The sequence below is a fragment of the Curtobacterium sp. AB7 genome (assembly GCF_044909335.1).
Taxonomy (GTDB): domain Bacteria; phylum Actinomycetota; class Actinomycetes; order Actinomycetales; family Microbacteriaceae; genus Curtobacterium.
The window spans coordinates 110,334-134,028 of sequence record NZ_JBIYED010000002.1; the positions used below are offsets into that span (position 1 = coordinate 110,334).

Sequence of the window (23,695 nt, forward strand, 5' to 3'; positions counted from 1 at the left end):
GGGTCCCGTGGCTACCACACCCGCCGAATGGCTCCCGATCCTGGCGAAGCGTCTCGACGCCCGTCAGAAGCGCATCGCGACGAACCGTTCCTACGCGAACGGCAACGCTCCGCTGCCGGAGATGGGCAAGAACACGAAGGCGACGTGGAAGGCCTTCCAGAAGAAGGCCCGCACCAACGTCGGCGGGCTGACGTGCGAGTCGCTCGGCGGCCGCATGGTCCCGAACGGGGTCCGCGTCGGCACGTCGACGACGAGCCCCGCGGTCCTCGCCGCACGGCGGGTGTGGCGCGACAACCGCCTCGACGTGGTCTTCGCCGACGCGATCTCGAACATGCTCACCACGAGCGTCGGGTACCTCATCACCGGCGTCCGCGACGGTCAGCCGATCATCACGTCGGAGAAGCCCGAGCAGGTCATCACCGCGCCCGACCCGACGCAGCCCTGGCGGGCCCGCGCCGCCCTTAAGGCGTGGCGCGACCCCGACGTGGGCCTCGACTACGCCCTGGTGTGGCTGCCCGGTCAGCGGCAGCTTTTCTCCCGCAAGTCGACCAACGACAACGGCACCCCGCAGCCGCAGGTCGACGGCGGCTGGGATGAGGGCGCACCGATCGAGACCTTCACCGGTGGCGTGCCGGTGTTCGTGCTCGAGAACAAGGACGCCGTCGCCGAGTTCGAGCCCCACATCGACGTCATCGACCGGCTCAACCTCGGCAAGCTGCAGCGTCTGGTCACCACCGCGATGCAGGCGTTCAAGCAGCGCGCCATCAAGGGCGGCCTGCCGACCGAGGACGAAGACGGCAACACGATCGACTGGGCGAAGGTCTTCGACCCCGCACCGGGCGCGCTCTGGGACCTCCCCGAGGGCATCGACGTGTGGGAGTCCGCGGCGACCGACATCCGGCCGCTGCTCGAGGGCGAGAAGGCCGACGCCCGAGACTTCGCCGGCGTCACCCGAACGCCGATCTCGGTGTTCATCCCGTCGGGCGAGAACCAGTCCGCCGAGGGCGCTGCGAACGCGAAGGAGGGCGAGATTCAGAAGGCGAAGGACCGCATCGCGCGCGCCACCGCCCCGATGGAGGGCTCGCTCCTCGAAGCGGTCCGAGCGCTCGGCGTCGACGAGGGCGAGACGATCGAGCTGCTCTGGCTGCCGCCGGAGCACGTGTCGTTCACGGAGAAGACCCTCGCCGCGAAGCAGGCCAAGGACGCCGGCATGTCGGCCCGGTGGATCAAGCAGAACATCATGGGCATGTCGCCGGACGAGATCGCGCAGGACGAAGCCGACGCGGCCACCGACCAGCTGCTCAGCGCGACCCTGATCGGAGCAGCCGGTGGCACTGGCAACGCTTGATCAGCTGACCGCAGCCCACCAGGCGACGACGGAGCAGATCCGCGACCGGACCCTCGCCCTCACGGCAGCCCGGTGGGATTCGTCGCCGGACTACCGGGACGCCGACATCGACCGGATGATAGCGCAGATCCTCCCGCAGGTGCAGGCCGGCCAGCTCGCCACGGCGACGCTGACCAACGCCTACATCGGGCAGGCGGCCCTCGTCGCCGGCACCACCGCCGGCGGAAGCGTCGACCGGGACGCGATCCTCGGCTACCGGGGCACGCCCTCGGCCGACGTGTACCGCCGCGGCGCGGTCACGCTGTACACGGCCCTGTCGAACGGCTCCCCGTTCGATGCCGCGGTCGCGTACGGCCTCGACCGGATGCTCAGCATCGTCGCGACCGAGCTGCAGCAGGCGAAGAACCGGCAGGCGCAGCGCGCACTCGAAGCGTCCGGCTTCTACGGCTACCGCCGCGTCCTCACCGGCCTCGAGAACTGCGCGCTGTGCGCGATCGCGTCGACGCAGAAGTACAGCAAGCAGGAGCTCATGCCGATCCACCCCGGCTGTGACTGCGGCGTGCAGCCCGTCAAGGAAGCCGACGGCCCCGCGACGATCCTCGACCCGGACCTGCTCGAGCGCACCCACGCGCTCATCGACCAGAAGCTCGGCGGCACCGACCGTGCCGCGCAGGACCTCGGCCTCGACAAGCGCTCGTCCGCCGGCAAGCCTCTCAGCGACTTCACCGACCTCGTCGTGGTCAACGAGCACGGCGAGCTCGGACCGACCCTTGCATGGCGGTCCGACAAGTTCACCAGCGCCGCGGACATCGCAGCGCTCACCTGACTTCCCCGCACCCCGCGGGGAGTGGCCGAAACGGCCAACCACCAACCCGAAACGGGAGATACCGATGTCGGACGAAGACGACAAGAAGAAGACCGAGGGCGCAACGCTCGAGGAGCAGCTGGCAGCAGCACTCGCCGACGCTGAGAAGTGGAAGGGCCTGTCTCGCAAGAACGAGGAGCGGGCCACGTCGAACGCCGAGAAGGCGAAGAAGTTCGACGAGCACGAGGAAGCGAACCGCACCGAGCTCGAGAAGATGCAGGCCCGCGCCGAGGCAGCCGAAAAGGCAGTCCAGGACCGCGACGCCAAGGACGCATCCGTCAAGCTCCGCGACGACATCGCCAAGGAGAAGAAGTTCGACGAGCGCAAGATCAGCGCGTCGGCACTCCGCGGCGGAACGCGCGAAGAGCTCGAGGCGCACGCCGACGAGCTGCTCGCGCTGATCCCCGCCCCCGCGACCACGGCATCCGCCGAGGGCCAGGGCGCGAACGGGACCGTCATCGGTGAAGGCGAGCTGTCCGTCGATGACATCGTCCAAGCGGCAACCGCCCGGTAATCCCCGCTGGTGTTCGCCACGAACCCCACGCGGCCCCATCAACCACCCAAGGAGGAATCGTGGCAAACATCTTCACCAAGGGCGAGAAGCTCGCGCAGACCGCGCTGGCTCTGCTCCGGAAGACCGTCAAGGCTCCCGGCCTGTTCACCACGAAGTACGGCATCGCCGACTTCAAGGGCGCAGCCGGCGACGTCATCAACATCAAGCGCCCGGCGGTCCTCGTCGCGCGCGAGAAGACCTGGCGCGGCGACGACGCGATCGTCATCGACCGCCTCGTCAACACCAAGATGCAGGTCGCGCTCAACAAGCACGTCTACTCCGGCGTGCACCTCTCCCCGGAGGAGGAGACGCTCGACGAGGTCGACTACACCCGCGACATCCAGCTGCCGCAGGTCACCGCGGTCGCCGAGTACATCGAGGGCATCGTCGTCGGCGCGCTCACCAGCGCGGCGTACGTCAACACCGTCAAGTTCGACCTGAACAGCGCGGACCCCGTCGAGAAGGACCCCCGCAAGGTGGCGATCCGGGCGCGGAAGCTGTTCCAGACCGCGCACGTGCCGGTCACCGGCCGGTACTGGCTCGTCGGCGCGGACGTCTCCGAGGCGATCGCGGGCAACGACAAGCTGCTCGAGGTCGACACCTCCGGGCTCCCCGAGGCGCTCCGTGAGGGTGTCGTCGGCCGTCTGGCCGGCTTCACCATCATCGAGCTCGACGCTCTCGACCCGACCGCCTCGTTCTTCGTGCACGAGTCCGCGGTCGCGATCGCGAACGTCGCCCCGGTGGTGCCGAACGGTGTCGCCAAGGGCGGTGCCGTCGCGGCCGGCAACGGCCTCGCCGTCACGCAGCTGTGGGACTACGACAGCGACCACCTCAAGGACCGCTCGATCGTCCACTCGTTCGCCGGTGCCGCACCGGTGCTCGATCCGAAGACCAAGGCGGACGGGTCCCTCGACCTGAACGCAGACGACACGCCCAAGCTGCAGTTCGTCCGCGCCGCCAAGGTCACCTTCACGGCCCTCAAGCCGGCGTCCTGAGAGGAGTGAGGTCATGGCCGAAGCGCTGGCAACGAAGGACGACGTCGTCGCGGCGCTCGGCCGTGACCTCACCGCCTCCGAGGCGAAGCAGGTCACTGTGCACCTGCTGAAGGTCTCCGAGCTCTTCCGCACGGAAGCGCGCCAGCAGTTCACCCCGGGCCGGTCCACCAACCGGCTCCGGGTGACTGCCGGCGCGCTCACCCTCCCGCAGCGCCCCGTGCGCGCGGTCCACACGGTCGACGGCAAGCCCGCCGACCGGTTCACCCTGATCGGCCAGCGCCTCGAGGTGCCGGTGCCCACCGGCACGGCCGTCGTGGTCGACTACGAGCACGGCTCCGCCGAGGTCCCCGACCTGGTCAAGCTAACCGTTGCCGGCATCGTTGCGCAGCTGTTCGAGGCGGACCCGCGGGCTCGCGCCGGCGTCTCGCAGCGCGGAGAGACCCGCGGCCCGTTCAGCTCGCAGGAGACCTACGCAGCGTGGGCGCAGGGTGCCGCGCCGCGGCTCTCGCCCGACGACGTGAAGACGGCGCAGTCCTACCGTGTGAAGACGTACGGCGCGATCGTTCAGGGGTACGGCTGCTGATGGGTGGCGAGAGCGTCACCTGGCACCACCGCACCGACACTGGCCAGCGCGACCGGTACAACAAACCGATCCTCACCGACGCCGACACCCCGCTCGACGAGGTTCTCATCGCGCCGAACCTCGGCGACGAGGTCACCGGCACCGCCGAGAACACCTCGAGCACCCGGATCACCCTCTACCTCCCGGCCGTCGCCGGCATCAGCTCCGACGACGAAATCACCGTCCGCGGCACCCGCTACAAGGTCCTCGCCGACGAAGCCGACTGGTCGACCGGCATGAGCGACTGGAAGCCCGGCTCCGTCGTGCAGCTCGAGCGGAAGGACTACGTCAGTGCCTAAGTCACGCGTTGTCCTCAACCGCCGCGGCTTCGGAGCCGTCCTCGCGTCCAAGGGCATCGAGGACCAGCTGCGACCCTACGCCGACGACATCGCCGCGCAGATCCCCGGCGGCGCGACCGTCACCGCGATCCGCACCGGCGTCGGCACCTCCAACTCCCGCGTCCGCCTCCGCGTCGAGGCCGTGGTGTGGGAGCGCGCGCGGCTCATCTCGGCGATGCGCCAGGTCCTCAGCAACGCCCAGTCCCGCTAGGAGGACCCGTGCACGGCATCGTCTACGACGACTTCCTCGCCCACCTCATCCGGCGCACCGACGCCCTCCTCGCGGCCCGCAGCGAGCCGCACGCTGCCGGCGTCGAGGTCTCCGACCAGAAGTCGCCGGACAGTCGTCGAGCGGTCGTCCTGACGACGAGTCCCGGCGGCGGCACCAGCAACACCGTGCGGACCTCGTACGTCACGGTCGACGTCATCACCGACGACCAGGGCACCACGACCGACCTGATCAACCTCGTCCTCGCGCTGGCGACCTCGCGCGGTGCCGGTGGCATGGTCGACGGCTCGCCGATCACGTTCGCCGAGGTCAACGGCGGCCCGAACGCGGATCCCGCGGCGGACGGCTACTTCAATCAGACCGCGCAGCTCGAGCTGCGACATCGCGGTCGCAGCCTCTGACTCACCATCTCGAAGCCCTGCCACTGGCGGGGCTTCTCTCGTTCCTCCCACCGAGCAGGGACCCCAGGGGCACACGCCCACCACACCACAACTGGAAGGAAGGGCCCTCGTGTCCCTCAAGGCAGAGAACGTCCGCGTAGCGGTCACGGGCGCGGTGTCCAGCGCCCCGAAGACCGCGACGCGGCCCACCAGCGCCACCAGCGCGTTGACCGGCTACACCGACCACGGTTACATCGGCGACGGCGGTGTGACCGAGACCCGTGACCGGTCGACGAACCAGATCCGTGCCTGGCAGAACGGCGCGCTCGTCCGCGAACCCGTCACCGAGTCCTCGATCAAGTACCAGTTCATCCTCCTCGAGACGAAGAAGGAGAACATCGAGCTCTACTACGGCGCGAAGGTCGCCGCCGACGGCTCGATCAAGATCAACCCGTCGAAGACCGGCGGTCGCCGCATGTTCGCGGTCGACGTGATCGACGAGGACGACTACATCCGCGTGGACGTTCCGGACGGGGAGATCACCGAGGTCGGCGACCAGGTCTACGTCAACGGCGAGGCGATCGGCTACGAGGTCACCGTCACCGGCTACTCGATCACCGACGAGACGACGGGCGAGACCTACTCCGCCGTCAAGTGGTACGGGTCCCTCGACACCACCGAGGAGGGCTGAGCCGTGGCCGACAAGCAGAAGCTGCTCGTCCGCAACATGCAGACGGACGAGGTCCGCGAGGTCGCGCCGGAGCGGCGCGAGATCCAAGACAAGGGCATCTGGGTCCTGGTCACCGGCGAGGACGTCAAGCCGACGCCCCCGCCCGCCACCAGCGAGTCGAGCGACGAGCCCGACGCCGGTGCGCCGGCCCCCAAGACCACCTCGAAGGCGTCCGCGCCCAAGGAGTGACCGACCGGTGTGCCGGGGCGCTCGGGCCCCGGCACACCTCCTACCCCTTCCGAGCACTCCCACCGAGCTAGGAGAACCACATGGGCGACACCGCCACCAAGGCCCTGCAGATCAAGGCCAAGTCCCGTCCGCCGCTCGTCGTCGAGTACGACGGCACCGAGTACACGCTGCCCGGCCGCATCCCGGCCGAGATCATGACGATCCGGGCGCAGTACAAGAAGCCACGGAACCCGGAGAAGAAGGTCCAAGAGGAGTGGCAGCGCGAACTCGGCGTCGCCACGATGGACAAGTTCCTCGAGCTCGTCCTGCCCGAGGACTTCCGCGCCGTCGTCGACCTCGAGGACATCGAGACGGTCTTCGAGCACTGGGCGGGGCACGTCGGCCTGGGGGAATCGAAGGACTCCGACAGCTAGCGGAGTCCTACCCCGACGAGCTCGTCTGGGAGCTCTACCAGCTGGGCCTCGACGTCGACGACATCGGCGACGACGAAAAGTCCACCGAAGAGCAGATCGCGAAGGCGGTCGACCACGTCATGGTCGACCGCCTTCTGCGTGTCGCGACTCGCGACACCGCCTCGGTGCTCTTCGCCGCGCAGCACGGGTGGGACTTCCCCGTCAGCCGCGAGTGGATCCAGAACGCGGACTCGATGGACCAGTTCGCTGCCGCCCAGTGGACCAAGGGCAGCCCCCGCCCCAGGCCGTACCCGCGCCCCTGGCCGGATGCCAACACCAACCGCCTCGGCAAGACCAACCTCACCCCTGCAGAAGCGCGGGAGGTGCTGCGAAGAAACAGGGAGGGCCTGACCTATGTCGACTGAGTCCGCCATCGCGTACGTCTCCGTCGTCCCGCAGGCCAAGGGTGCCGGCCGGGCGATCGAGCGGGAGATCAACCCGCAGGCCCTCGGCACGTCCATCGGCAGCAAGATGACACCCGGCTTCCTCAAGTCGGTCGGGTCGATGGCCGTGAAGTCCACCGCGATCGTCGGTGCGGGCGTCACGGCCATCGGCGCGAGCATCGCTGCCGTCGCCGCGAAGAAGGGCATCGCCCGGCTCCTCGACATCGACGACGCCAAGGGCAAGCTCGCCGGCCTCAAGACCTCCACCGCCGGCATCGCCAAGATCATGGACAGCGCCCTCGCGTCCGTGAAGGGCACCGCGTTCGGGCTCGGCGACGCCGCTGGTGTCGCCTCGAACGCCGTCGCCGCCGGCATCAAGCCCGGCCAGGCGCTCACGAAGTACCTCAAGCTCACCGCTGACGCAGCCACCATCGCGGGCACCTCGCTCGGCGAGATGGGCTCGATCATCAACAAGACCACCACCAGCGGCAAGGTCTACACCGACAACCTCAACCAGCTCGCCGACCGCGGCATCCCGATCTTCCAGTGGCTGCAGGACGAGTACAAGGTCTCCGCCGACGACCTCTCCGACATGGTCCGCAAGGGCGAAGTCGACTCGGCCACCTTCCGCAAGGTCATCGAGCAGAACATCGGCGGCGCAGCGCTCGCCTCCGGGAAGACCGTCCGCGGCGCGTGGGCGAACGTCGGCGCGTCCCTCGGCCGTCTCGGCGCGATGTTCCTTTCCGGAGCTGTCGCTGGCGCTCCTGCGCTCTTCACCTCCATCACGGGGGCAGTCGACCGTGGCACGGCAGCGCTGCAGCCCTACGCGGACGTCCTCAACGAGAAGGTCTTGGCCGGGATGGCTGCCCTCGCCGGGTGGATTGACCGCGTCGACTTCGGCAAGGTCATCGCCGGGGCTGAGGCGTTCGTCGGCAAGGTCCGCGACGTCTTCACCTCGCTGAGCAGCGGCGACACCGACACCGTCCTCGGCAGCGTCGGCTCGTCGCTGTCCAAGCTCACCCCGGCCTTCACCGCGTTCCGCGAGCAGCTGCCAGAGCTCGGTGACTCCGCCGGCAAGCTCGCCGCGGCCGGGATCACCGTCCTCGCCGGCGTCCTCGGGTTCCTCGCCGACCACGTCGACACGATCGTCCAGTACATGCCGCTGATCGTTGCCGGCTTCATCGCCTGGCAGCTCGCCTCCCGGGCGACGGCAGCGGCGTCTGTCGTGCTCCGCACCGCCGAGCTCATGGCACTGCCGGTGCAGATCAAGCGGAACATCCTTCGCCTCGAGGCCGCGCGTCTCGAGTACGCGACCGCCCGCGCGACGACCGTCGCGTCCGGCGCGACCGGCGTCAACACCGGCGTCACGAACCAGAACGCGTCCGCCCTCGGTCGACAGACCCTTGCCCAGCGCATCTCGACCACTGCCACGAAGATCGGCACCGTCGCCACCCTCATCGGTGCCGGCGCACTCCGCATCTTCGGCGCTGCGGTCAAGATCGCGATGGGCCCGATCGGCATCGCGATCGCCGTCATTGGCGCGCTCGTCGCCGGTCTCGTCTGGTTCTTCACGCAGACGAAGCTCGGCCAGGCCATCGTGCAGACCGCCTTCGCCGCGATCAAGGTCGCGGTCGCAGCGGTCGGCGACGCCTTCATGTGGCTCTGGGAGAACGCGATCAAGCCCGCCTGGGACGGCATCGCCGCCGGGGCGACCTGGCTGTGGCAGACCATCCTGCAGCCCGCTTTCGCTGGCATCGGCCTCGCGGTGCAGACCGTCGGCGGGTTCTTCGTCACTCTGTGGACGAACTACATCCAGCCGCCGCTCACCGCGATCGGAAACGCCGTCGGCTACCTCTGGTCGTCGTGGATCTCCCCGATCTTCGAGCTGATCGGCGCAATCTTCGTCTGGGTCGGCGGCCTCATCGCCTCGACCGTGTCCGTCATCACCGGCGTTCTCGTCAACGTCCTGGGCGCAGCGTTCACTGCGCTGTGGACCGGAATCATTCAACCGGTCTTCACCTGGATCGGCGGAGCGTTCTCAACCTGGTGGACCACGACCTCAACGATCTTCGGCTTCGTCGTCAGCCTCATCCGGAACACACTCGGAGCGGCCTTCACCTGGCTGTGGACCAGCGTCATCTCGCCGGTGTTCAGCTGGATCGGGTCGGCAGTCTCCGCCTGGTGGACCGGCGTCGTGCAGCCCGTGTTCGGTGCCGTCGTCGGCTTCCTGCGCACCACCCTCGGCCCGGTGTTCACCTGGCTCCGCGACTCGATCTTCCGCCCCGTCTTCTCTGGGATCGGCACGATCGTCCGCGGGGTCTGGAACTCCTGGATCAAGCCCGTCTTCGACAAGATCATCGACATCGCCAAGGTCACCATCCCGGCGGCGTTCACGGTCATGAAGGACGGCATCGCCAAGGCGTGGGGCTTCGTGAAGTCCGCGGTCAAGGCTCCGATCAAGTTCGTCGTCGAGACGGTGATCCAGAAGGGGATCATCGACAACTTCAACAAGGCCGCCGACTTCTTCAAGACGAAGAAGCTGCCGAACGTCTCCCTCCCGAAGGGGTTCGCCGGCGGTGGCTACACCGGTGACGGCGGCAAGTTCGACCCCGCCGGCATCGTTCACCGCGGCGAGTTCGTCTTCACGAAGGAGCAGACCGAGCGCCTGGGCGTCGGGAAGCTCATGGCGATCGCGAACAACGGGTACGCCAATGGCGGTCTCGTCGGTGCGGCTTCGTCGAGCTGGGACTGGATCAAGGGCAAGGCCGGCAAGGCGTGGGACTGGACGAAGAACGCCGCGGAGACGGCGCAGTCGGTCGTCTCTGACCCGATGGGGACCCTCGGCAAGCTCGCGAAGGGCCTCATCGGGAAGATCCCCGGGGCCGGCGGCATGCTCGACGTCGCCAAGGGTGTCGGGCAGAAAATCCTGTCCGGCGCAATCGACAAGCTCAAGGGTATCGGCGACCTGAAGCCCTTCGGTGGGAACGGGAAGAACGGCAACTTCGCGTCGTCGTCTCTCGCCAAGGCGCTCGGGTTCGCGCCCGGGTCCGGAGTCGGGGCGACTGGTGGTCTGCTCCAAAAGGCTGCTGCAGCTGCATGGAACCGCGCTTACCGGGCATCCGGCGGCGCGCTCCGGCTCACGGAGGGCTACCGCGACCTCAAGGCGCAGCAGTACCGGTGGTCGCTGTTCAAGAACGGCGGCAACCTCGCAGCCGTGCCTGGCACGTCGGTGCACGGCCTCGGCCGCGCTGCCGACGTCGCAGGTGGGCAGTCGTGGCTCCGTGCGAACGGCGCGAAGTACGGCTGGGCGAACACGGGCCTCGGGTTCTCACAGCGGGAGCCGTGGCACTTCGAGTTCAAGGGCATGTCGCAGAACGTCCCACAGCTCGCTGCCGGCGCGCTCGTCGGCCGCCGCCAGGGCGGCACGCTCGTCAACGTAGGCGAAGGCCGCTACGACGAGGCCGTGGTGCCGCTCACCCCGCGGATCACGGAGAACCTGTCCGGTGCGAACCGGCAGGTGAGCGAGGGCCCGAAGATCGGGCATCTCACGCTCGTCTCGGCCAAGAGCGACGTGAAGGACGACCTCGACCAGATCGACCACAAGCTCGAATCGATGCGCCGAGGAGGCCGCCTGTGAACGGTGACTGGACGCTCGACTGCGGGCCGGACGGGACCATCTCGTTCGGCTCGCAGCAGTCGAAGTACCCGCTCGCGATCGCGCCGGAGATCGGGGACGCGGACCGGGACAACCAGGACAGCAAGCTCACCGGTGTCGACGGCGCATCGTTCGGTGCCGACACCGTCTCCGGGCAGACCGACGCGTTCGGCCTCACAGCAGTCGGTGACACCGACGAGGAAGCACGGGCGCTGTACGACGAGTTCCGTCGACTGTGGCGAGCGGACACCATCCGCTCGACGCCGGGCGCGGTCGCGACGCTCACCGCCCCATCCGGGCGGTCAACGTTCGGCCGCCCCCGCCGGATCACACCGGCGTTCTACCCGCCCGGCTCCGCGGCGATCGGCATCACTGCCGACTTCGCCACCGCCGATGACCTCTGGTACGGCGACGTGGACCACCTCGAGGTGCAGATCGCGTCCTCGCAGAGCGGCGGATTCGTCTTCCCGATGCGGTTCCCGATGGTCGCGCGCGGTTACACCGGAGCTTCGAACGGATTCGTCGTCGCCGGCAGCCGGCCGACGTGGCCCGTCATCACGATCCGCGGGCAGATCCTCAACCCCGTCGTCGCCGTACCTGGCGCGTTCACCTTCGCCGCGCCGACGTCGCTCGCCTACGACGAGTGGCTGACGATCGACACCCGCCCGGGGCGTCGCTTCGTCACCAAGAACGGCGTGCAGAGCGCCAAGCTCACCCGCGCCTCGACGCTCCTGCCATCCGCTTCCCTGCGGCCCGGCGCTCACACGATGACCCTCACCGGCTCCACCACCGGCTCGCCCCGCGCGCGCATCGAGTGGCGGCCGGCCTTCACCACGCCCTAGGAGGGTGCCCCCGATGGCTCTTGACCCCGTTCCCTTCGTCATCGGCGGCGACGCCGAGCACGGCCCCGATGTGTTCCGGCAGGCGCTGTATCTCGCGACCGGCGGTAAGCAGGGCGTCGGCGCGCCCGGTGACCTCAAGGTCACCCCGCTCGACGTCCCCGGGCCCGGAGTGAAGATCGCGGCCGGCGGTGGCACGATCCTCAACCGGACCGCGTCACAGCAGTCCTACGGTGTACGCAACCCGACCGCTGACACCGAGTCGATCCTGGTCCCCGCTTCCGGGTCCGCCGGCAAGCGATCCCACCTGGTCATCTGCCGCGTCGACAATCCCTACGTCGACGGCAACGCGCAGGCACCGGACGACCCGGTGCACGGCCCGTACAACCGGTTCGACATCCTCCCCGACGTGCCGGCCGGGACCCGGCTGATCCGGGACCTGCCGCAGTACAAGGGGCTCTCCGCGATCGAGCTCGCCCGGATCGACATGCCGGCATCGACCGGTACCGCAACCGCAGCGACCATCACCGACCTCCGCCAGCTCACCAAGCCGAACGAGAGCAACGAGACGCTCTCCGACCTCGGGGTCAACATCGGCCGACTCTCCGCGACGACAGGGACAGTCTTCCCGCCCTTCCGTCCCTCGATCGTGGTTCCGGACTGGGCGACGCACGTCCGCGTCGAACTGTCGATCACGGGGATGTCAGCGCTCGGCAACTCCACCGGCAAGTACAACGTGCAGCTGCAAGACAGCGCCGGCAACAACGTCGTCGAGGGCAACTCCGTGGCGTTCAACGCCGACGCGGTCGTCAGCTCGACACGCATCAGTCAGCAGGCGGTCGCCGAGGGCGAGATCACCGGATCCCGCGGCAAGACGCTGCGACCGACGACGTACATGCGCAAGACCGACAACAACCAGGCGGACCTCAAGTACGACGACGCCTCGCAGATGCTCTACCGGGTCGCGTTCTACGAGCGCCTCGCGTAGCAGGAAGGGAGCACCGCGATGGCGGAACGACTCATCATCCAGCGTGCCATCACCGGCGACGTGCTCACCTACGACCTTCAGGGAGCCGAGCGCGGGGCGATCACCCGTCAGCTCTCCGCAGCCGGGACGCTCCCGCTGACGATCGGTCCGTCCGTCGCGACGCAGCCCGCGTCCGACGGCCGGCCGATGTTCGGCGAGTGGGAGACCCTCGTCACCCTCGACGACGACGGACAGATCCGCTTCCGCGGCATCGTCACCGCGATGACCTGGGACGGTGAGGAGGCCACCTGGTCCATCACCGTCTCGAGCATCCCGACGTACCTCTTCGGAACGCCCTACAAGGGTGCCGCCTGGTACGGGGCAGAAGTCGATCCGGCGGCGATCGTTCGGCTCCTCGTGGCGCACGTGCAGTCGTTCCCCGACTCCGACATCGGTCTCACGGTCGCAGGCTCGACCTCGGTCAAGGTGGGCTCCTACTCCACCGAGCGTCGCATCGCTGCCGAGGCGGCCTACGACGCCGCCGAGAAGACGTACCAGGCTGAGAACAAGGAGCTGCAGCGGCTCCGCGCGATCGTCGCGGCATCCCGGAAGACGTCGTCGTCTCGGACCACTTCCCGGGCAGCCGCGTCGAAGGAGGTAACCACGGCCAAGAAGGCCGTCACCGCGGCGAAGACCGCTCTCACGGCGGCGAAGAAGACGAAGAACCAGGCGAAGATCGACGCCGCCCGGGCCGCCCTCAACCAGGCGAACGCGACCCTGACCACGAAGACGAACGCGCTCAACGCGGCGACCGGTAGCTCGAACAACGCGAAGGCCACCGTGAAGTCGCAGAACGCCGACGTCACCGCTCAGGCGAAGGTCGTCGCGGCAGCGAAGGCCTCCAAAGACAAGGCGTCCGACGTGAAGAGCAAGGCGCAGCAGGCCGAGAGCGACGACGGCGGGGCGTACGCGCTCGAGCCGTGGGAAGCCCCCGACTGCGGGCAGCTCATCAACGATCTCGCGAAGGACGCACCGTTCGACTGGGCCGAGGAGCACTACTGGTCCGCCGACATCCCGAAGACCCGCATCCGGATCGCGTACCCGCGGATCGGTCGGCGTCTCAGTGGCGACTCGGACCCGTCGTTCGTGCAGGGTGTCAACATCTCCGTCGCGCTCAAGCCCGCCACGAGCGGCAGCGACATGGCGACCGAGGTCTTCGGCATCGGAGCCGGCGACGGTGCGGCCGCGCTCCGCCGGTCGATCAGCGTCCGCAACGGGAAGCTCCGACGCGTCGCGACGCTGCAGGCGAAGGACGTCAAGACGAAGCAGGCGCTCGACGCCAAGCTGCGCGCCGAGCTCACCGCCCGACAGAACACCCTCGTGGTCGACAGCATCACGGTCCTCAACCACCCGAACAGCAAGCGCGGCACGTACGGCGTCGGCGACGACATCTTCGTCCAAGGCGATGTCCCGCACTTCGGACGGTTCGAGCTGTGGCACCGCATCGTGTCGATGAGCGAATCGCCCGACGACACCACCGTCCTCTCCCTCGAGCGCACGGACTCGTTCCTCTACGGACAGGGAATCGAAGCATGAAGACGAGCGCGAAGATCGCGGCGACACTCATCGAGCAGGAGCGACAGATCGCCCGGCTCGGCTCGTCCTCGCAGCTCGGCAACTCCTCCGTCGGCGGTGCGAACGCAGTCCCGCTCGCCGAGACGGTCTCGCAGGCCGCGTACACGAACGACGCACTCCCGGTCGTTCAGGACGACGCCGCCGACGTCAGCGAGGGCGTCACCGACCTGCAGGACACCCTCACAGCATCGGACGACGACCTCGATGCTCGGCTCGAGGACGCGTACGCCTCGCTCGACGACAAGGCCGCCGAGATCGCCGACTCCATGCAGGACGTCTCCGATGCGTTCGATGTCCGCGTCGACGGGATCTCCAACGATGTCGAGACCGCCATCGTCGCTGCTGGGTCCGCCAAGACCGAAGCGGAGGCCGCCACCGACGCGGCGCGCGACGCCGCCGGGCTCGCCACGTCCAAGGGCGAGACGATCTACCAGGTGTCGACTCCCACCGGGTCGCGGGCATCCACGGCGAACCTGTGGATCGACATCACCCCGGACGCGAACGGTGTCCCGAAGAACACCCCGAACCGGTACGTCGAGTACAGCAAGATCATCGACCCTGCCGGTGTCGCGCAGATCGCCACCCGCGACACCATCAGCCAGGAACGCATCATCGACGGGATGACGTTCACCGGCCTCACCGCCGGGCTCCGCCTCGCCGTGAACGTCGGCCTGTACGTGTCGATGAACCTCAACGGGCTGCAGAAGCAGACCATCGCCCGCATCCGCGACGGCGGTGTCGACGGGCGGATCATCGCGTCGTACACGTTCACCGACAAGGGTGACAGCACCGACGGCAACGCCGAGCACTGGGACTTCGGCGGGTACGTCACACCCACCACCTCGCAGCTCGTCGTCACGATCCAGATCGACACCAGCGCCACGGTCAACAACCCGGACGTGTACGCCGCCCGCCGGCTCATCGCCGCCAGCGGCTCCGGATGGGTACCCGTCACCGATCAGAAGGCGATCGACGCCGCCGCGGCCGCGTCGACGGCAACTGCGGCCGCACAGGCCGCGAAGGACGTCGCCACCCAGGCCAACACGGCCGCCGGCGTCGCACAGCAGACCGCCGCCGACGCGAACACCGCCGCCCTCGCAGCCGCAAACCTCGCAGGCGGCAAGGGCAAGGTCATCTACCAGGCGTCCAAGCCGACCGGCGCGAACGCTGCGGTCGGGAACCTCTGGATCCGCTCGAGCGACAACACCCCATGGGCGTACGACACGTCGTCGTCGGACTGGGTGCAGGTCACCGACAAGGCCGCCACCGATGCGGCCGCTGCGGCGGCTGCGGCGAACCAGGCGGCGGTCGCAGCGTCGAACGCCGCGAAGGCGGCGCAGGCGACCGCGGACAGCAAGCCGCTGATCCTGTACTCGTCGACGGCGGGGCCGTCCGGGACCGCACCCAACGGCACGATCTGGTTCCTCTGGGACAGTGCGAAGAACGTCGCCGGGCAGTGGCTGCAGTCGGGGACGCTCGCGGCCCCGGTCTGGACGCCGCAGCAGATCCGGTCCGAGGTCATCGCGAACCTCGACGTCGCGAAGCTCACCGCCGGGTCCGCTGCCATCGCGGATCTGGTGGCGCAGAAGATCGCGGCGGCCACGGGCAACTTCCAGACCGTCAACGTGTCGAACCTGTTCGTCACGTCCGGCGCGACGATGTCGCAGGCGGTCATCGACTACCTCTTCGCCAACGTCGTGCAGGCGAAGAAGATCACCGCCGGCATGATCGACGTCGACTCCCTCAACGGCATCACCCTCACCGGCGCGATCGTGCAGACCGCGGCCTCCGGCAAGCGCGTGGTCCTGTCGAACAACCGGCTGAACTTCTACGGCGTCAGCGGCACGACCGCCGTGAACGCTGGCGTGATCGAGGGTCTGCCGAACGGGGCGTCCGGCGGCCTGATCAGCATCGGTCCGGGCACCGGCACGTCGCACCTGCTGATCGGCACCCAGAGTCTGCCGGTCGCAGGGTCCGCGGTGGTCTACTCGCCGGCCGTGTGGTTCGACGTCGTCAACGCCGGGGCACTGCTCGACCCGAACACCGGGCAGTCCTCTCTCCCGCTGACCGGTTCAGCAACCTACTCCGGAACGCTCGCCGCGAACAGCTCGGACACGCTAACGGTCTCGTTCCCCTCGGGACGGTTCACGAAGGCACCCCTGGTCAACGCGAACGGTTCCAACTCGCGCCTCACGATCGGCATCAACTCGGTCACGAAGGACGCCGTCACGTTCGCCCTGGGCAACTGGACGTCGGGTGCGGCCGGCGCTCCCGTCGTCTACTACACCGCCACCCCGAGACCGTAGGAGAACCATGACCGATCCGACGCCCGCCGTGGCCTCGTTGCAGAGCCAGTACCTCACCACTCGCGCAGAGGCCGCCGAGTGCCGGTCGACCGCCGATCGGTTCGTTGCGCGCGCAGCGGCAGCCGACCAGACGGCCGACAGTCTCGCCGCGGCGATCACATCACTCGGCGGCGAGATCCCCACCTACCCGGCCGTGCCGGCGCAGGAACCAGCGGAGGACCCGCCCGGTGACGCATCCGCCGAGACGGACTGACCCCGTCACCACACCATCACGAGCCGCCCTCCACGGGCGGCTTCGTCATTTCAGGAGGAGGGCGCATGGTCGCCAAGTTCAGCGTCGGCCCGTCATCGTACGGGGACCTCCGACGCGTCCGCCAGTTCGTCGCGTCCGCACGGATGGCGCTGCAAGTGCTGTCCGTCATCGTCGACTTCAACAACTGGCAGAAGGCGCGCGGTGCCACCGGGAAGCTGTCCGTCAACGAGGGCATGCGCTCCCGGACCCGGCAGACGTACCTGTGGATCAACCGGTTCATCCTCGGCGTCGTCGTCGCGATGCCGTTCACGTCCCGCCACGACGAGGTCCTCCGCGGGAACGCCGTCGACTTCGGCATCACCATGCCCGACGGATCCAACCGGGCACTCACCACCGCCGAGTTCGCGAAGCTCCACCAGCTCGTCGAAGCACGTGGCGGCACGTGGACCGGCGGCAACTTCGGTGAGCCCTGGCACCACGAAATGGCCACCCGCACGGAGCTCCTGGCCCCGTACCCGGACGCCGCCGCGCTTTACCACGGCATCACCCCGAAGCCCATCAAGAAGCCGACGGCTCCGGCCGTCATCACGTCCCCGGGAGGGATGCTCATGCTGTTCAAGGCGAAGTACTACTACCTGGTCGGCGAGTTCACCGTCCAGAAGTTCACCGACAAGGCCGACGCCGTGCCGTACTCGCAGGCCACGAAGCGGGCCACGAAGGTCACGTCGGCGCGGATGAACCTGATCATCCGGCAGACCGCCGATCGACGGAAGGCAGCGTTCGGCGCGATCGACGCCGACCTCCAGAAGCTCATCGACGACCGCAACCTCTGAGGAGACCACCGTGAACACACTGCTCACCCGCTACTCGTCCGCGCTCCTGCCGCTGCTCGTCGCCATCCTCGGCGTCCTCGAAGCGGCCCGAGCGGCCGGCACCTCGACACTGGTCGACTGGCAGACCCTCACCCAGATCGGGCTGCTCCTCGCCGGCACCGGCGTCATCTACTGGCTGCCCCTCGTACACAGCCGCTGGCAGGGTGCCGCGAAGACCGGCGCGGCGATCCTGTTCGCCGTCCTCTCGGCAGTCGTCGCTGTCGCCCCGGACGGGCACTTCACGAAGGCGAACGCGATCCTCGTGCTCACCGCCGTCGTGAAGGCAGTCGCCACCCAGCTCGGCGTCACCATCCGCGTCGACGCCGCGAAGACCGACGCCGCGCAGCAGCTACAGCCCGCCGTGTACGAGGCGTCGACCGTCGACTACCGCACCGAGCAGGGCGACTGAGCGGAGGTGGAGTGGTGCGACCGCTCCAACTGATCAAGCGCCTCACGGCGCACTCCATCTGGGGTGACGGAGCGGTGTCGCCGAAGGACGCCCGTATCGAGCACATGCTCCGCGCGAACCTACCCCGGTTCGACATCGCGGTGCTGCTGTTCGGTGTCCTCGGCTACTTCGGCGGCATCCCCGCCATCCGCGACACGTTCTCCGAGCCCTACGCGCAAGCGTGGTCCGCAGCGCTCGTCGTCACCACGCTGATGTGCCTGGTCGGCCTGGCCTACCCGGCACAGCTGTGGCGGCTCGAGTTCTACGGCAAGGCGTTCCTCGTCGGCCTCATCCTGCTGTACGCGGCCGCGGTCGCCACCGCAGGCGTCGTCGGCGGGGACCTCGGACGCGGTGCCGTCGCCGCAGCGATCTACTCCATGACCGAGCTACCCCGGTGGCGGCTCCGTGACATCGCACGCGACCGGGAGGTGAACGGGTGGCCGTAGAGCAGGCGGGCCTCGACCCGACGATCATCGTCGCCGGCCTCGGCGTCATCGGCGTCGTGTCGACCGCGCTGATCACGTCGTGGACCGCCCGCCGCGGTGCGAAGGCTGAGGCGAAGCGGCAGCGCGAGACGGCCGGCTTCTCCCAGGCGTTCGACCTCGCGAAGTACATCCGTGAGGAAGCCGCGAAGGAAGTCGCCACCGCCACGAAGTCACTCCGCGAGGAGTCCGACCGGCAGCGCGCCGACATCGACGCGATGAAGAAGGTCGTCGGGTCGCTGTACGGACGGATCAACCGGATCCGCGACGCCGTCCGCGAGCACATCCACGACTGGCGAGCGGCATGGGGCAAGCAGGACGCGCCGCCGCCGCTGTCGCAGCACATCCGCGAGCTCCTGGACGACGAGCAGGACGTCGACTACGACACCCTCACCGCCGCCCAGATCAAGCAGATCATCGCCCCAGACCCGCAGGAGTGACCTCCGGCGAGCGCCACGTGTACGAACGAGAGCCCCGCAGACCGTGATGGTTTGCGGGGCTCTTTCGTCGTTCCCGGGGGTCAGTAGACGTCGAACTCGGTGACTTCTGGGGTGTCGTTCGAGCCTGCGACGGTGCAGTCGACGGTGGCGGAGGCCTCAGCGTCGTAAGCGTTCGTGACGTCGGCCTCGAACTTGAAGAAGTAGTGGTCCCCCCGAGCCTCGGACGCGATGACACCGAGGAAGATGTGCCCCTTCCACCCGTACGGGTACTTCGCGTCACCGTAGCGGTCGCAGGCTGTCGCTGCATGCGCGCCATCCAGGCCGGCGCTGGTCGTGTCCGAGTCCGCCTTCGCCGTCTTGGTCGCGACCGGCGACGTGGTCTTCGACGCGTACTTCTTCTTGAGCTTCACGGTTAGCTTGATCTTGTCGCCTGGCTCAATCACCGTGCCCGCCTTCGGGCTTTGCTTCGTGATCTTCCAGTGCGACGGCATGACGACAGGCCCGTGTGATTTGGGCTTGAGCTTCACCACGAACCCCTCGTCGCGCAGCAGATTGCGCACTGTCTTCGCCGTCATCCCGACCGTGTTTGGCATCTTCACTCCGTCCGCAGCGTGAGCCGCGGTTGCAGGACCGAAGACGAGTGACGCGCCAAGGAGGAGAGCCAACAGCACTCGCATCAGTGCCGGGGCACGACTCGGAAGCTGTGTGTTCGTCGATGTCCCCATGGCCGCATCATGCCTCGCTGACCGCGGGCACCGCACACCCCCGTTCGGGCCGCGACTCAGAACAGCCGGAACGAGAACCCTCTGCGCAGTATCCGGTCGGCATCCGCGGCCCTCCCCCCATTGGTGGGAGCGCGCAGTGGACAGCGGCATGGCCTCGGCGGACAGCGCCCACGGCGCGGACGATACTGGTGCTGGAGGCGACAGAAGGAGGAGTCATGGCCGCTTCGAACTACGAGGGCATGTCCGGCGTGGATCCGACGCGCGTTCAGACTTTGCGGGGGCTTCGTCGCCGGGCGAAGCGCGGAGAGTATGTGCACCAGGACTCGTCGATGTTCCGTGACTTCTTCACCGACCTGACGCCGCCGACCGATCGTGCTGCCGTTGCGCCGATGGCATCATCATCGGTCGATCGCGTGGCTAGCGCTGAGCGAGCAGCGGCCGTGGACCCTACGTCGTAACTCGCTGGCTGCGTGCGCGAGTCTCGGATGGCAGCTCGCCGTACTCAGCGCTGTAGTAAGCGGAGAAGCGGCCCAAGTGTGCAATCGAGACTGATCTGGCGGTAGTAGCGACGCTGTCCCAGCAGTACGGATTTGCCAGGCGGTCGTGGGCGTACTGGAGACGGAGCCGGCGCAAAAGCACGAAGGGGGTAGTGCCGAGTTGAAGGCTGAACGCTTGTTGCATACTCCGCGGGGACCAGTCGCCCGAGCGTGCGACGTCGTGCACGGTGAGTGGCTGACGGTAGTGCCCTTCGAGGAACTCGAGGGTACGTCCGATACGCGCTTGGTACAGGTCTCGATCGATGCCGAGGCGCTCAAGGTCTCCACTAGGCATACCGCAGCATAGGACTCCGCCGTCGATCCGCGCCCACACAACCCGGTCCGGTTCGACTGCGGGGACATGCCTCCGTGACGAAGGCACGTCCCCGTAGGACGAGCGTTGTCCTCCCCGGATCAGGTAGGGAGGCACTCTCACCGGCGTGGCCGGGTAACTCTATTCTGCCAGAGTTCAGTGCCCCTCGAACAGGGGGTGTTTGAATGCGCTGGGCCGTCACCGTTCTTTGGCAGAGGGTGACGGCTCAACTGGACGCGTTCGACGAAAACGCATCCGACCCGTCGGGGTACCGGACAGGAAACCCCGACGGCACGAGCCTACGTGCGGGGGTGGCGACTGTTACGGAGGGACGAGATGCAGAAGTAGAGTCCGTTTCGGCCCGGTACGGAGCTTCTCGACGAGTTGTGAGAGTGGTGCCGCCACCCTGATCGTTCACTGTCGGCACCACTCCCCCGGACCCGCGAGGACCGCGGACCCTCACCCAGGAGCATGCTCAAACCGGGCTTGCCCCGACGATAGACCCCGTCTCGTCGAGGTGGAAGAGCAGGCACCAGCCGTATCCCGCATCTGCAGTCACGGCCAACAGTCCGCGCGCCACGTCAGCTGACTCCGGATTAGAACAACACGTGTCGTACGGTGCACAGTAGGACGTGGCGGGTCTGTTCGGGTCAGGTCCGCCAGGGGTGCCGGCGGCCAGGGAAAGCGTCGGCACCCCACCTTCGGGGCGAAACCTGACAGCAGGTCAAGTCAGGGCGGTACATTCGTCAGGTGCGCTCCGCGGCGACCCTGGCTGCGTGACACTCGCCCCCGTTGAGTGGCGAATTCGACTGCATGCCTGCTCGCTACGGCTCCGTCGGATCGTGCGCACTCGGGGTGCCCCAGACGGAGACCCGAACCTGTCAAGGGCACCCCGAACCCACAACTTCCACTCCGGGAGCAATCTGAGTCGGCGTGGACTTCGAATGCCTGCTGTAACGGGGATCAGGGCGGCCCGGCCTGTTGCTCTTCGGGTGAGCACGGGTCGGGCCGCTTCCCGCATGCTTGCGTTCGGTGCCACCGTTCTCAACCCACACCCATCGTGATGTGTGCACTCCTGTGTGCACTGAGCTCGCTAAAAAGCCCCGTCCGGCAAGTCGCAAGACCATGCTGAACGGGGCTTTCCTACTGAGCCGCCTGTCGGAATCGAACCGACGACCTATTCATTACGAGTGAATCGCTCTACCGACTGAGCTAAGGCGGCGCGCTCGCTCCGAACCCGGAGCGGCACGATCAATGACTATACAGGCTCAGACGAGTGAACGCGAAACGAGCACGCCGAGCTCGGCGAAGGACCTGCGGAGCTCGTCGACCAGGTGCGAGCCGGTCTCGGACCCGGACCACTCCCACCACGCGTGCCGGAGCGCACCGAGCGCCACGATCGACGCCAGGCGCGCCCGACGACGGAGTGCATCGGGGTCCGCGGCGAGCTCGGGGTCCTCGCGTTCGAGCCGCCGGGCGACCGCGGCCTGGATCTCGGCCTGGAACTCCTTCATCGACTCCATGCGACGACTGAAGAGCTCGGGGTTCGCCCGGAGCACCTGCTGCCGTTCCTCGATGAGTCCACGTTCCTCGATGAGCTCCTGCGTCGAGTGCACGAGCAGTGCGCCGAGGTCCGACAGCAGGTCACCGTCGGGTCCCCCGTCGACGAACTCCTGCAGCGCAGCGTCGTCGGGCAGCTCGGGGTCGTCCCCGAGGATCGCCTGTTCCTTGCTCGGGAAGTAGTTGAAGAACGTGCGGGGGGAGACGTCGGCTCGACGCGAGATCTCGTCCACGGTGACCGCGCCGAGGCCGTCCTCGATCGCGATGCGGAGCGCGGCCGCCTGGATGGCGCGGCGGGTGGCGCGGCGTTTCCGTTCGCGCAGGCCGGGTTCAGCGTCGGGCATGCCGTGATTGTCCCATGCCCCACTCGTCGCGGGGACTGTGCGTCGCGGGGAGTGTGCGTCGCGGTCAGTGCCGGACGCGGGCGATCGTGACGAGCAGTGCCTCGAGCGCGAGCAACGCCGCCACGTTCGCGGCGATCCGCTGCCGGGCGAGGGCGATCGCGTCGAGCACTTCGAGCGCCGCGGCCGGCGTGACCGACTGCAGGGCCTGGTCGAGGTGGTCGCGCATCGCCAGGTTGACGGGTTCCGCCGGGGCGCCGAGACCGAGCAGGAGCAGGTCGCGGTACAGCGAGGACACGTCGACCAGGATGCGGTCGAGACCGTCGCGCAGGCTGCGGGTCGCACGGCGCTTCTGGTCGTCTTCGAGCAGACGGAGTTGCGAGCGGAGGGCCGTCGGGATCGTGCCGCCGGGTTCGACGCCGAGCGATCGCAGTGCGGCGTCGCGTTCCTCGGAGTCGCGCTGCTGCGTGATGGCCTTCGCGTCTTCGTCGGCGACGGCGAGCAGGTCGGCGGCGGCCATCACGGCATCACCGACACTGCGGACGCCGAGCACGGTCGTCAGGGTGCGACGCCGACGATCGCGGGCGTCCTCGCTCGTGGCCAGGCGCTGCGCCATCCCGATGTGGCTCTGCGCCTGCCGTGCTGCGTCCATCGCGAGGGCGCGGTCGATGCCAGTGCGCGCGACGAGCAGGTCGGCGACGGACTCGATGCCGGGGACCCGGAGGCGTACGGAGCGGACGCGCGACCGGATGGTGGGCAGCAGGTCGGCTTCACTCGGGGCGCAGAGGATCCAGACCGTGCGCTCCGGGGGCTCCTCGAGCGCCTTGAGCAGCAGGTTCGAAGTGCGTTCCGTCATGCGGTCGGCGTCCTCGATGATGACGATGCGGTACCGCCCGACCGACGGCGAGTAGTACGACGAGGTCACGAGCTGCCGGATCTCGTCGATCGTGATGATCACGCGCTGCGTCGTGAGCACCGACACGTCGGGGTGGGTCTTCGCGGTGATCTGCTGCAGGGTGTGGTCGTCGTCGGGACCGTTGCCCACGAGGGCCGCGGCGAACGCCGTCGCCACGTTCGACCGACCGGACCCGGGTGGCCCCGTGATCAACCACGAGTGCGTCATGCCGCCGGTGCCGTCGGTCGACTCCGCGGCGTTCCGGAGGGAGGCGACTGCTTCTTCCTGACCGGTCAGGCCGTCCCACACGCTCACGGAGCCATCCTGTCAGTGACCACCGTCAT

General features: G+C 68.2%; 25 protein-coding genes, 1 tRNA gene and 1 pseudogene. 22 read left to right on the top strand and 5 right to left on the bottom strand.

The window, feature by feature from the left end; all coding sequences use genetic code 11:
- Positions 1-7 precede the first annotated feature (7 nt).
- The 22 genes and pseudogenes from ABH929_RS06455 (at position 8) to ABH929_RS06560 (ending at position 18,981) form a co-directional block, all read left to right on the top strand.
- On the top strand, positions 8-1,348 hold the full coding sequence (locus tag ABH929_RS06455; RefSeq protein WP_404560553.1) for a phage portal protein: 1,341 nt from the start codon (positions 8-10) through the stop codon (positions 1,346-1,348).
- Positions 1,329-2,174, top strand: coding sequence for a hypothetical protein (locus tag ABH929_RS06460; RefSeq protein ID WP_404560554.1), 846 nt, complete (start codon positions 1,329-1,331; stop codon positions 2,172-2,174). The genes ABH929_RS06455 and ABH929_RS06460 overlap by 20 nt, the downstream gene beginning before the upstream one ends.
- Before the next feature lie 64 nt (positions 2,175-2,238).
- Positions 2,239-2,727, top strand: coding sequence for a hypothetical protein (locus tag ABH929_RS06465; RefSeq protein ID WP_404560555.1), 489 nt, complete (start codon positions 2,239-2,241; stop codon positions 2,725-2,727).
- Between the two features lie 59 nt (positions 2,728-2,786).
- Positions 2,787-3,761 carry a hypothetical protein gene (locus ABH929_RS06470; RefSeq protein ID WP_404560556.1) on the top strand — a complete coding sequence of 325 codons (975 nt, stop codon included), beginning with the start codon at positions 2,787-2,789 and terminating at the stop codon, positions 3,759-3,761.
- A gap of 13 nt (positions 3,762-3,774) precedes the next feature.
- The gene (locus ABH929_RS06475; RefSeq protein WP_404560557.1) at positions 3,775-4,344 is read left to right on the top strand and encodes a hypothetical protein; all 570 of its coding nucleotides are present in this window, start codon (positions 3,775-3,777) and stop codon (positions 4,342-4,344) included.
- Positions 4,344-4,682, top strand: coding sequence for a hypothetical protein (locus ABH929_RS06480; RefSeq protein WP_404560558.1), 339 nt, complete (start codon positions 4,344-4,346; stop codon positions 4,680-4,682). The genes ABH929_RS06475 and ABH929_RS06480 overlap by 1 nt, the downstream gene beginning before the upstream one ends.
- Positions 4,675-4,932, top strand: a complete 258-nt coding sequence (locus tag ABH929_RS06485; protein WP_284761591.1) for a hypothetical protein — start codon at positions 4,675-4,677, stop codon at positions 4,930-4,932. The genes ABH929_RS06480 and ABH929_RS06485 overlap by 8 nt, the downstream gene beginning before the upstream one ends.
- Before the next feature lie 8 nt (positions 4,933-4,940).
- Positions 4,941-5,351, top strand: a complete 411-nt coding sequence (locus ABH929_RS06490; RefSeq protein ID WP_404560559.1) for a hypothetical protein — start codon at positions 4,941-4,943, stop codon at positions 5,349-5,351.
- A gap of 109 nt (positions 5,352-5,460) precedes the next feature.
- On the top strand, positions 5,461-6,021 hold the full coding sequence (locus ABH929_RS06495) for a hypothetical protein (protein ID WP_404560560.1): 561 nt from the start codon (positions 5,461-5,463) through the stop codon (positions 6,019-6,021).
- A 3-nt stretch (positions 6,022-6,024) separates the two neighbouring features.
- Positions 6,025-6,249, top strand: coding sequence for a hypothetical protein (locus ABH929_RS06500; RefSeq protein WP_404560562.1), 225 nt, complete (start codon positions 6,025-6,027; stop codon positions 6,247-6,249).
- Positions 6,250-6,329: 80 nt separating this feature from the next.
- A complete protein-coding gene (locus ABH929_RS06505) occupies positions 6,330-6,662 on the top strand; it encodes a hypothetical protein (protein ID WP_134195254.1) in 333 nt (110 codons plus the stop codon).
- Between the two features lie 119 nt (positions 6,663-6,781).
- Entirely contained in the window at positions 6,782-7,066 is a 285-nt protein-coding gene (locus ABH929_RS06510) for a hypothetical protein (protein ID WP_404560563.1), read from the top strand.
- Positions 7,056-9,833 (top strand): annotated as a pseudogene (locus tag ABH929_RS06515) (tape measure protein); the annotation flags it as partial. The gene ABH929_RS06510 and the pseudogene ABH929_RS06515, both read left to right, overlap by 11 nt.
- A gap of 884 nt (positions 9,834-10,717) precedes the next feature.
- Positions 10,718-11,581 carry a hypothetical protein gene (locus tag ABH929_RS06520; protein WP_404560564.1) on the top strand — a complete coding sequence of 288 codons (864 nt, stop codon included), beginning with the start codon at positions 10,718-10,720 and terminating at the stop codon, positions 11,579-11,581.
- Positions 11,582-11,594: 13 nt separating this feature from the next.
- Positions 11,595-12,566, top strand: a complete 972-nt coding sequence (locus tag ABH929_RS06525; RefSeq protein ID WP_404560565.1) for a hypothetical protein — start codon at positions 11,595-11,597, stop codon at positions 12,564-12,566.
- Between the two features lie 18 nt (positions 12,567-12,584).
- Positions 12,585-14,141: a hypothetical protein gene (locus ABH929_RS06530; RefSeq protein ID WP_404560566.1), complete on the top strand. Its 1,557-nt coding sequence runs from the start codon at positions 12,585-12,587 to the stop codon at positions 14,139-14,141.
- Positions 14,138-16,486: a hypothetical protein gene (locus ABH929_RS06535; RefSeq protein WP_404560567.1), complete on the top strand. Its 2,349-nt coding sequence runs from the start codon at positions 14,138-14,140 to the stop codon at positions 16,484-16,486. Before ABH929_RS06530 ends, ABH929_RS06535 begins: the two co-directional genes overlap by 4 nt.
- Before the next feature lie 7 nt (positions 16,487-16,493).
- Positions 16,494-16,739, top strand: a complete 246-nt coding sequence (locus ABH929_RS06540) for a hypothetical protein (protein WP_404560569.1) — start codon at positions 16,494-16,496, stop codon at positions 16,737-16,739.
- 65 nt (positions 16,740-16,804) lie between these two features.
- A complete protein-coding gene (locus ABH929_RS06545) occupies positions 16,805-17,572 on the top strand; it encodes a hypothetical protein (RefSeq protein ID WP_404560570.1) in 768 nt (255 codons plus the stop codon).
- A gap of 10 nt (positions 17,573-17,582) precedes the next feature.
- Positions 17,583-18,020 (top strand): hypothetical protein, encoded by a 438-nt coding sequence (locus ABH929_RS06550; protein WP_404560571.1) that lies wholly within the window; start codon positions 17,583-17,585, stop codon positions 18,018-18,020.
- Between the two features lie 14 nt (positions 18,021-18,034).
- Positions 18,035-18,505 (top strand): hypothetical protein, encoded by a 471-nt coding sequence (locus tag ABH929_RS06555; RefSeq protein WP_404560572.1) that lies wholly within the window; start codon positions 18,035-18,037, stop codon positions 18,503-18,505.
- Positions 18,496-18,981 carry a hypothetical protein gene (locus ABH929_RS06560; protein ID WP_404560573.1) on the top strand — a complete coding sequence of 162 codons (486 nt, stop codon included), beginning with the start codon at positions 18,496-18,498 and terminating at the stop codon, positions 18,979-18,981. Before ABH929_RS06555 ends, ABH929_RS06560 begins: the two co-directional genes overlap by 10 nt.
- Positions 18,982-19,061: 80 nt before the next feature.
- On the opposite strand, the gene ABH929_RS06565 is transcribed toward ABH929_RS06560, so the two are convergent.
- The 5 genes from ABH929_RS06565 to ABH929_RS06585 form a co-directional block, all read right to left on the bottom strand.
- Positions 19,062-19,574, bottom strand: coding sequence for a PASTA domain-containing protein (locus ABH929_RS06565; RefSeq protein ID WP_404560574.1), 513 nt, complete (start codon positions 19,572-19,574; stop codon positions 19,062-19,064).
- Between the two features lie 579 nt (positions 19,575-20,153).
- Entirely contained in the window at positions 20,154-20,537 is a 384-nt protein-coding gene (locus ABH929_RS06570; protein ID WP_404560575.1) for a helix-turn-helix domain-containing protein, read from the bottom strand.
- 1,167 nt (positions 20,538-21,704) lie between these two features.
- Positions 21,705-21,777 (bottom strand) — tRNA-Thr (locus ABH929_RS06575).
- A gap of 46 nt (positions 21,778-21,823) precedes the next feature.
- On the bottom strand, positions 21,824-22,459 hold the full coding sequence (locus ABH929_RS06580) for a TetR/AcrR family transcriptional regulator (protein WP_263089863.1): 636 nt from the start codon (positions 22,457-22,459) through the stop codon (positions 21,824-21,826).
- Between the two features lie 64 nt (positions 22,460-22,523).
- Complete coding sequence (locus ABH929_RS06585) at positions 22,524-23,666, bottom strand: DNA polymerase III subunit delta' (protein WP_404560576.1); 1,143 nt, start codon at positions 23,664-23,666, stop codon at positions 22,524-22,526.
- Positions 23,667-23,695: the final 29 nt, after the last annotated feature.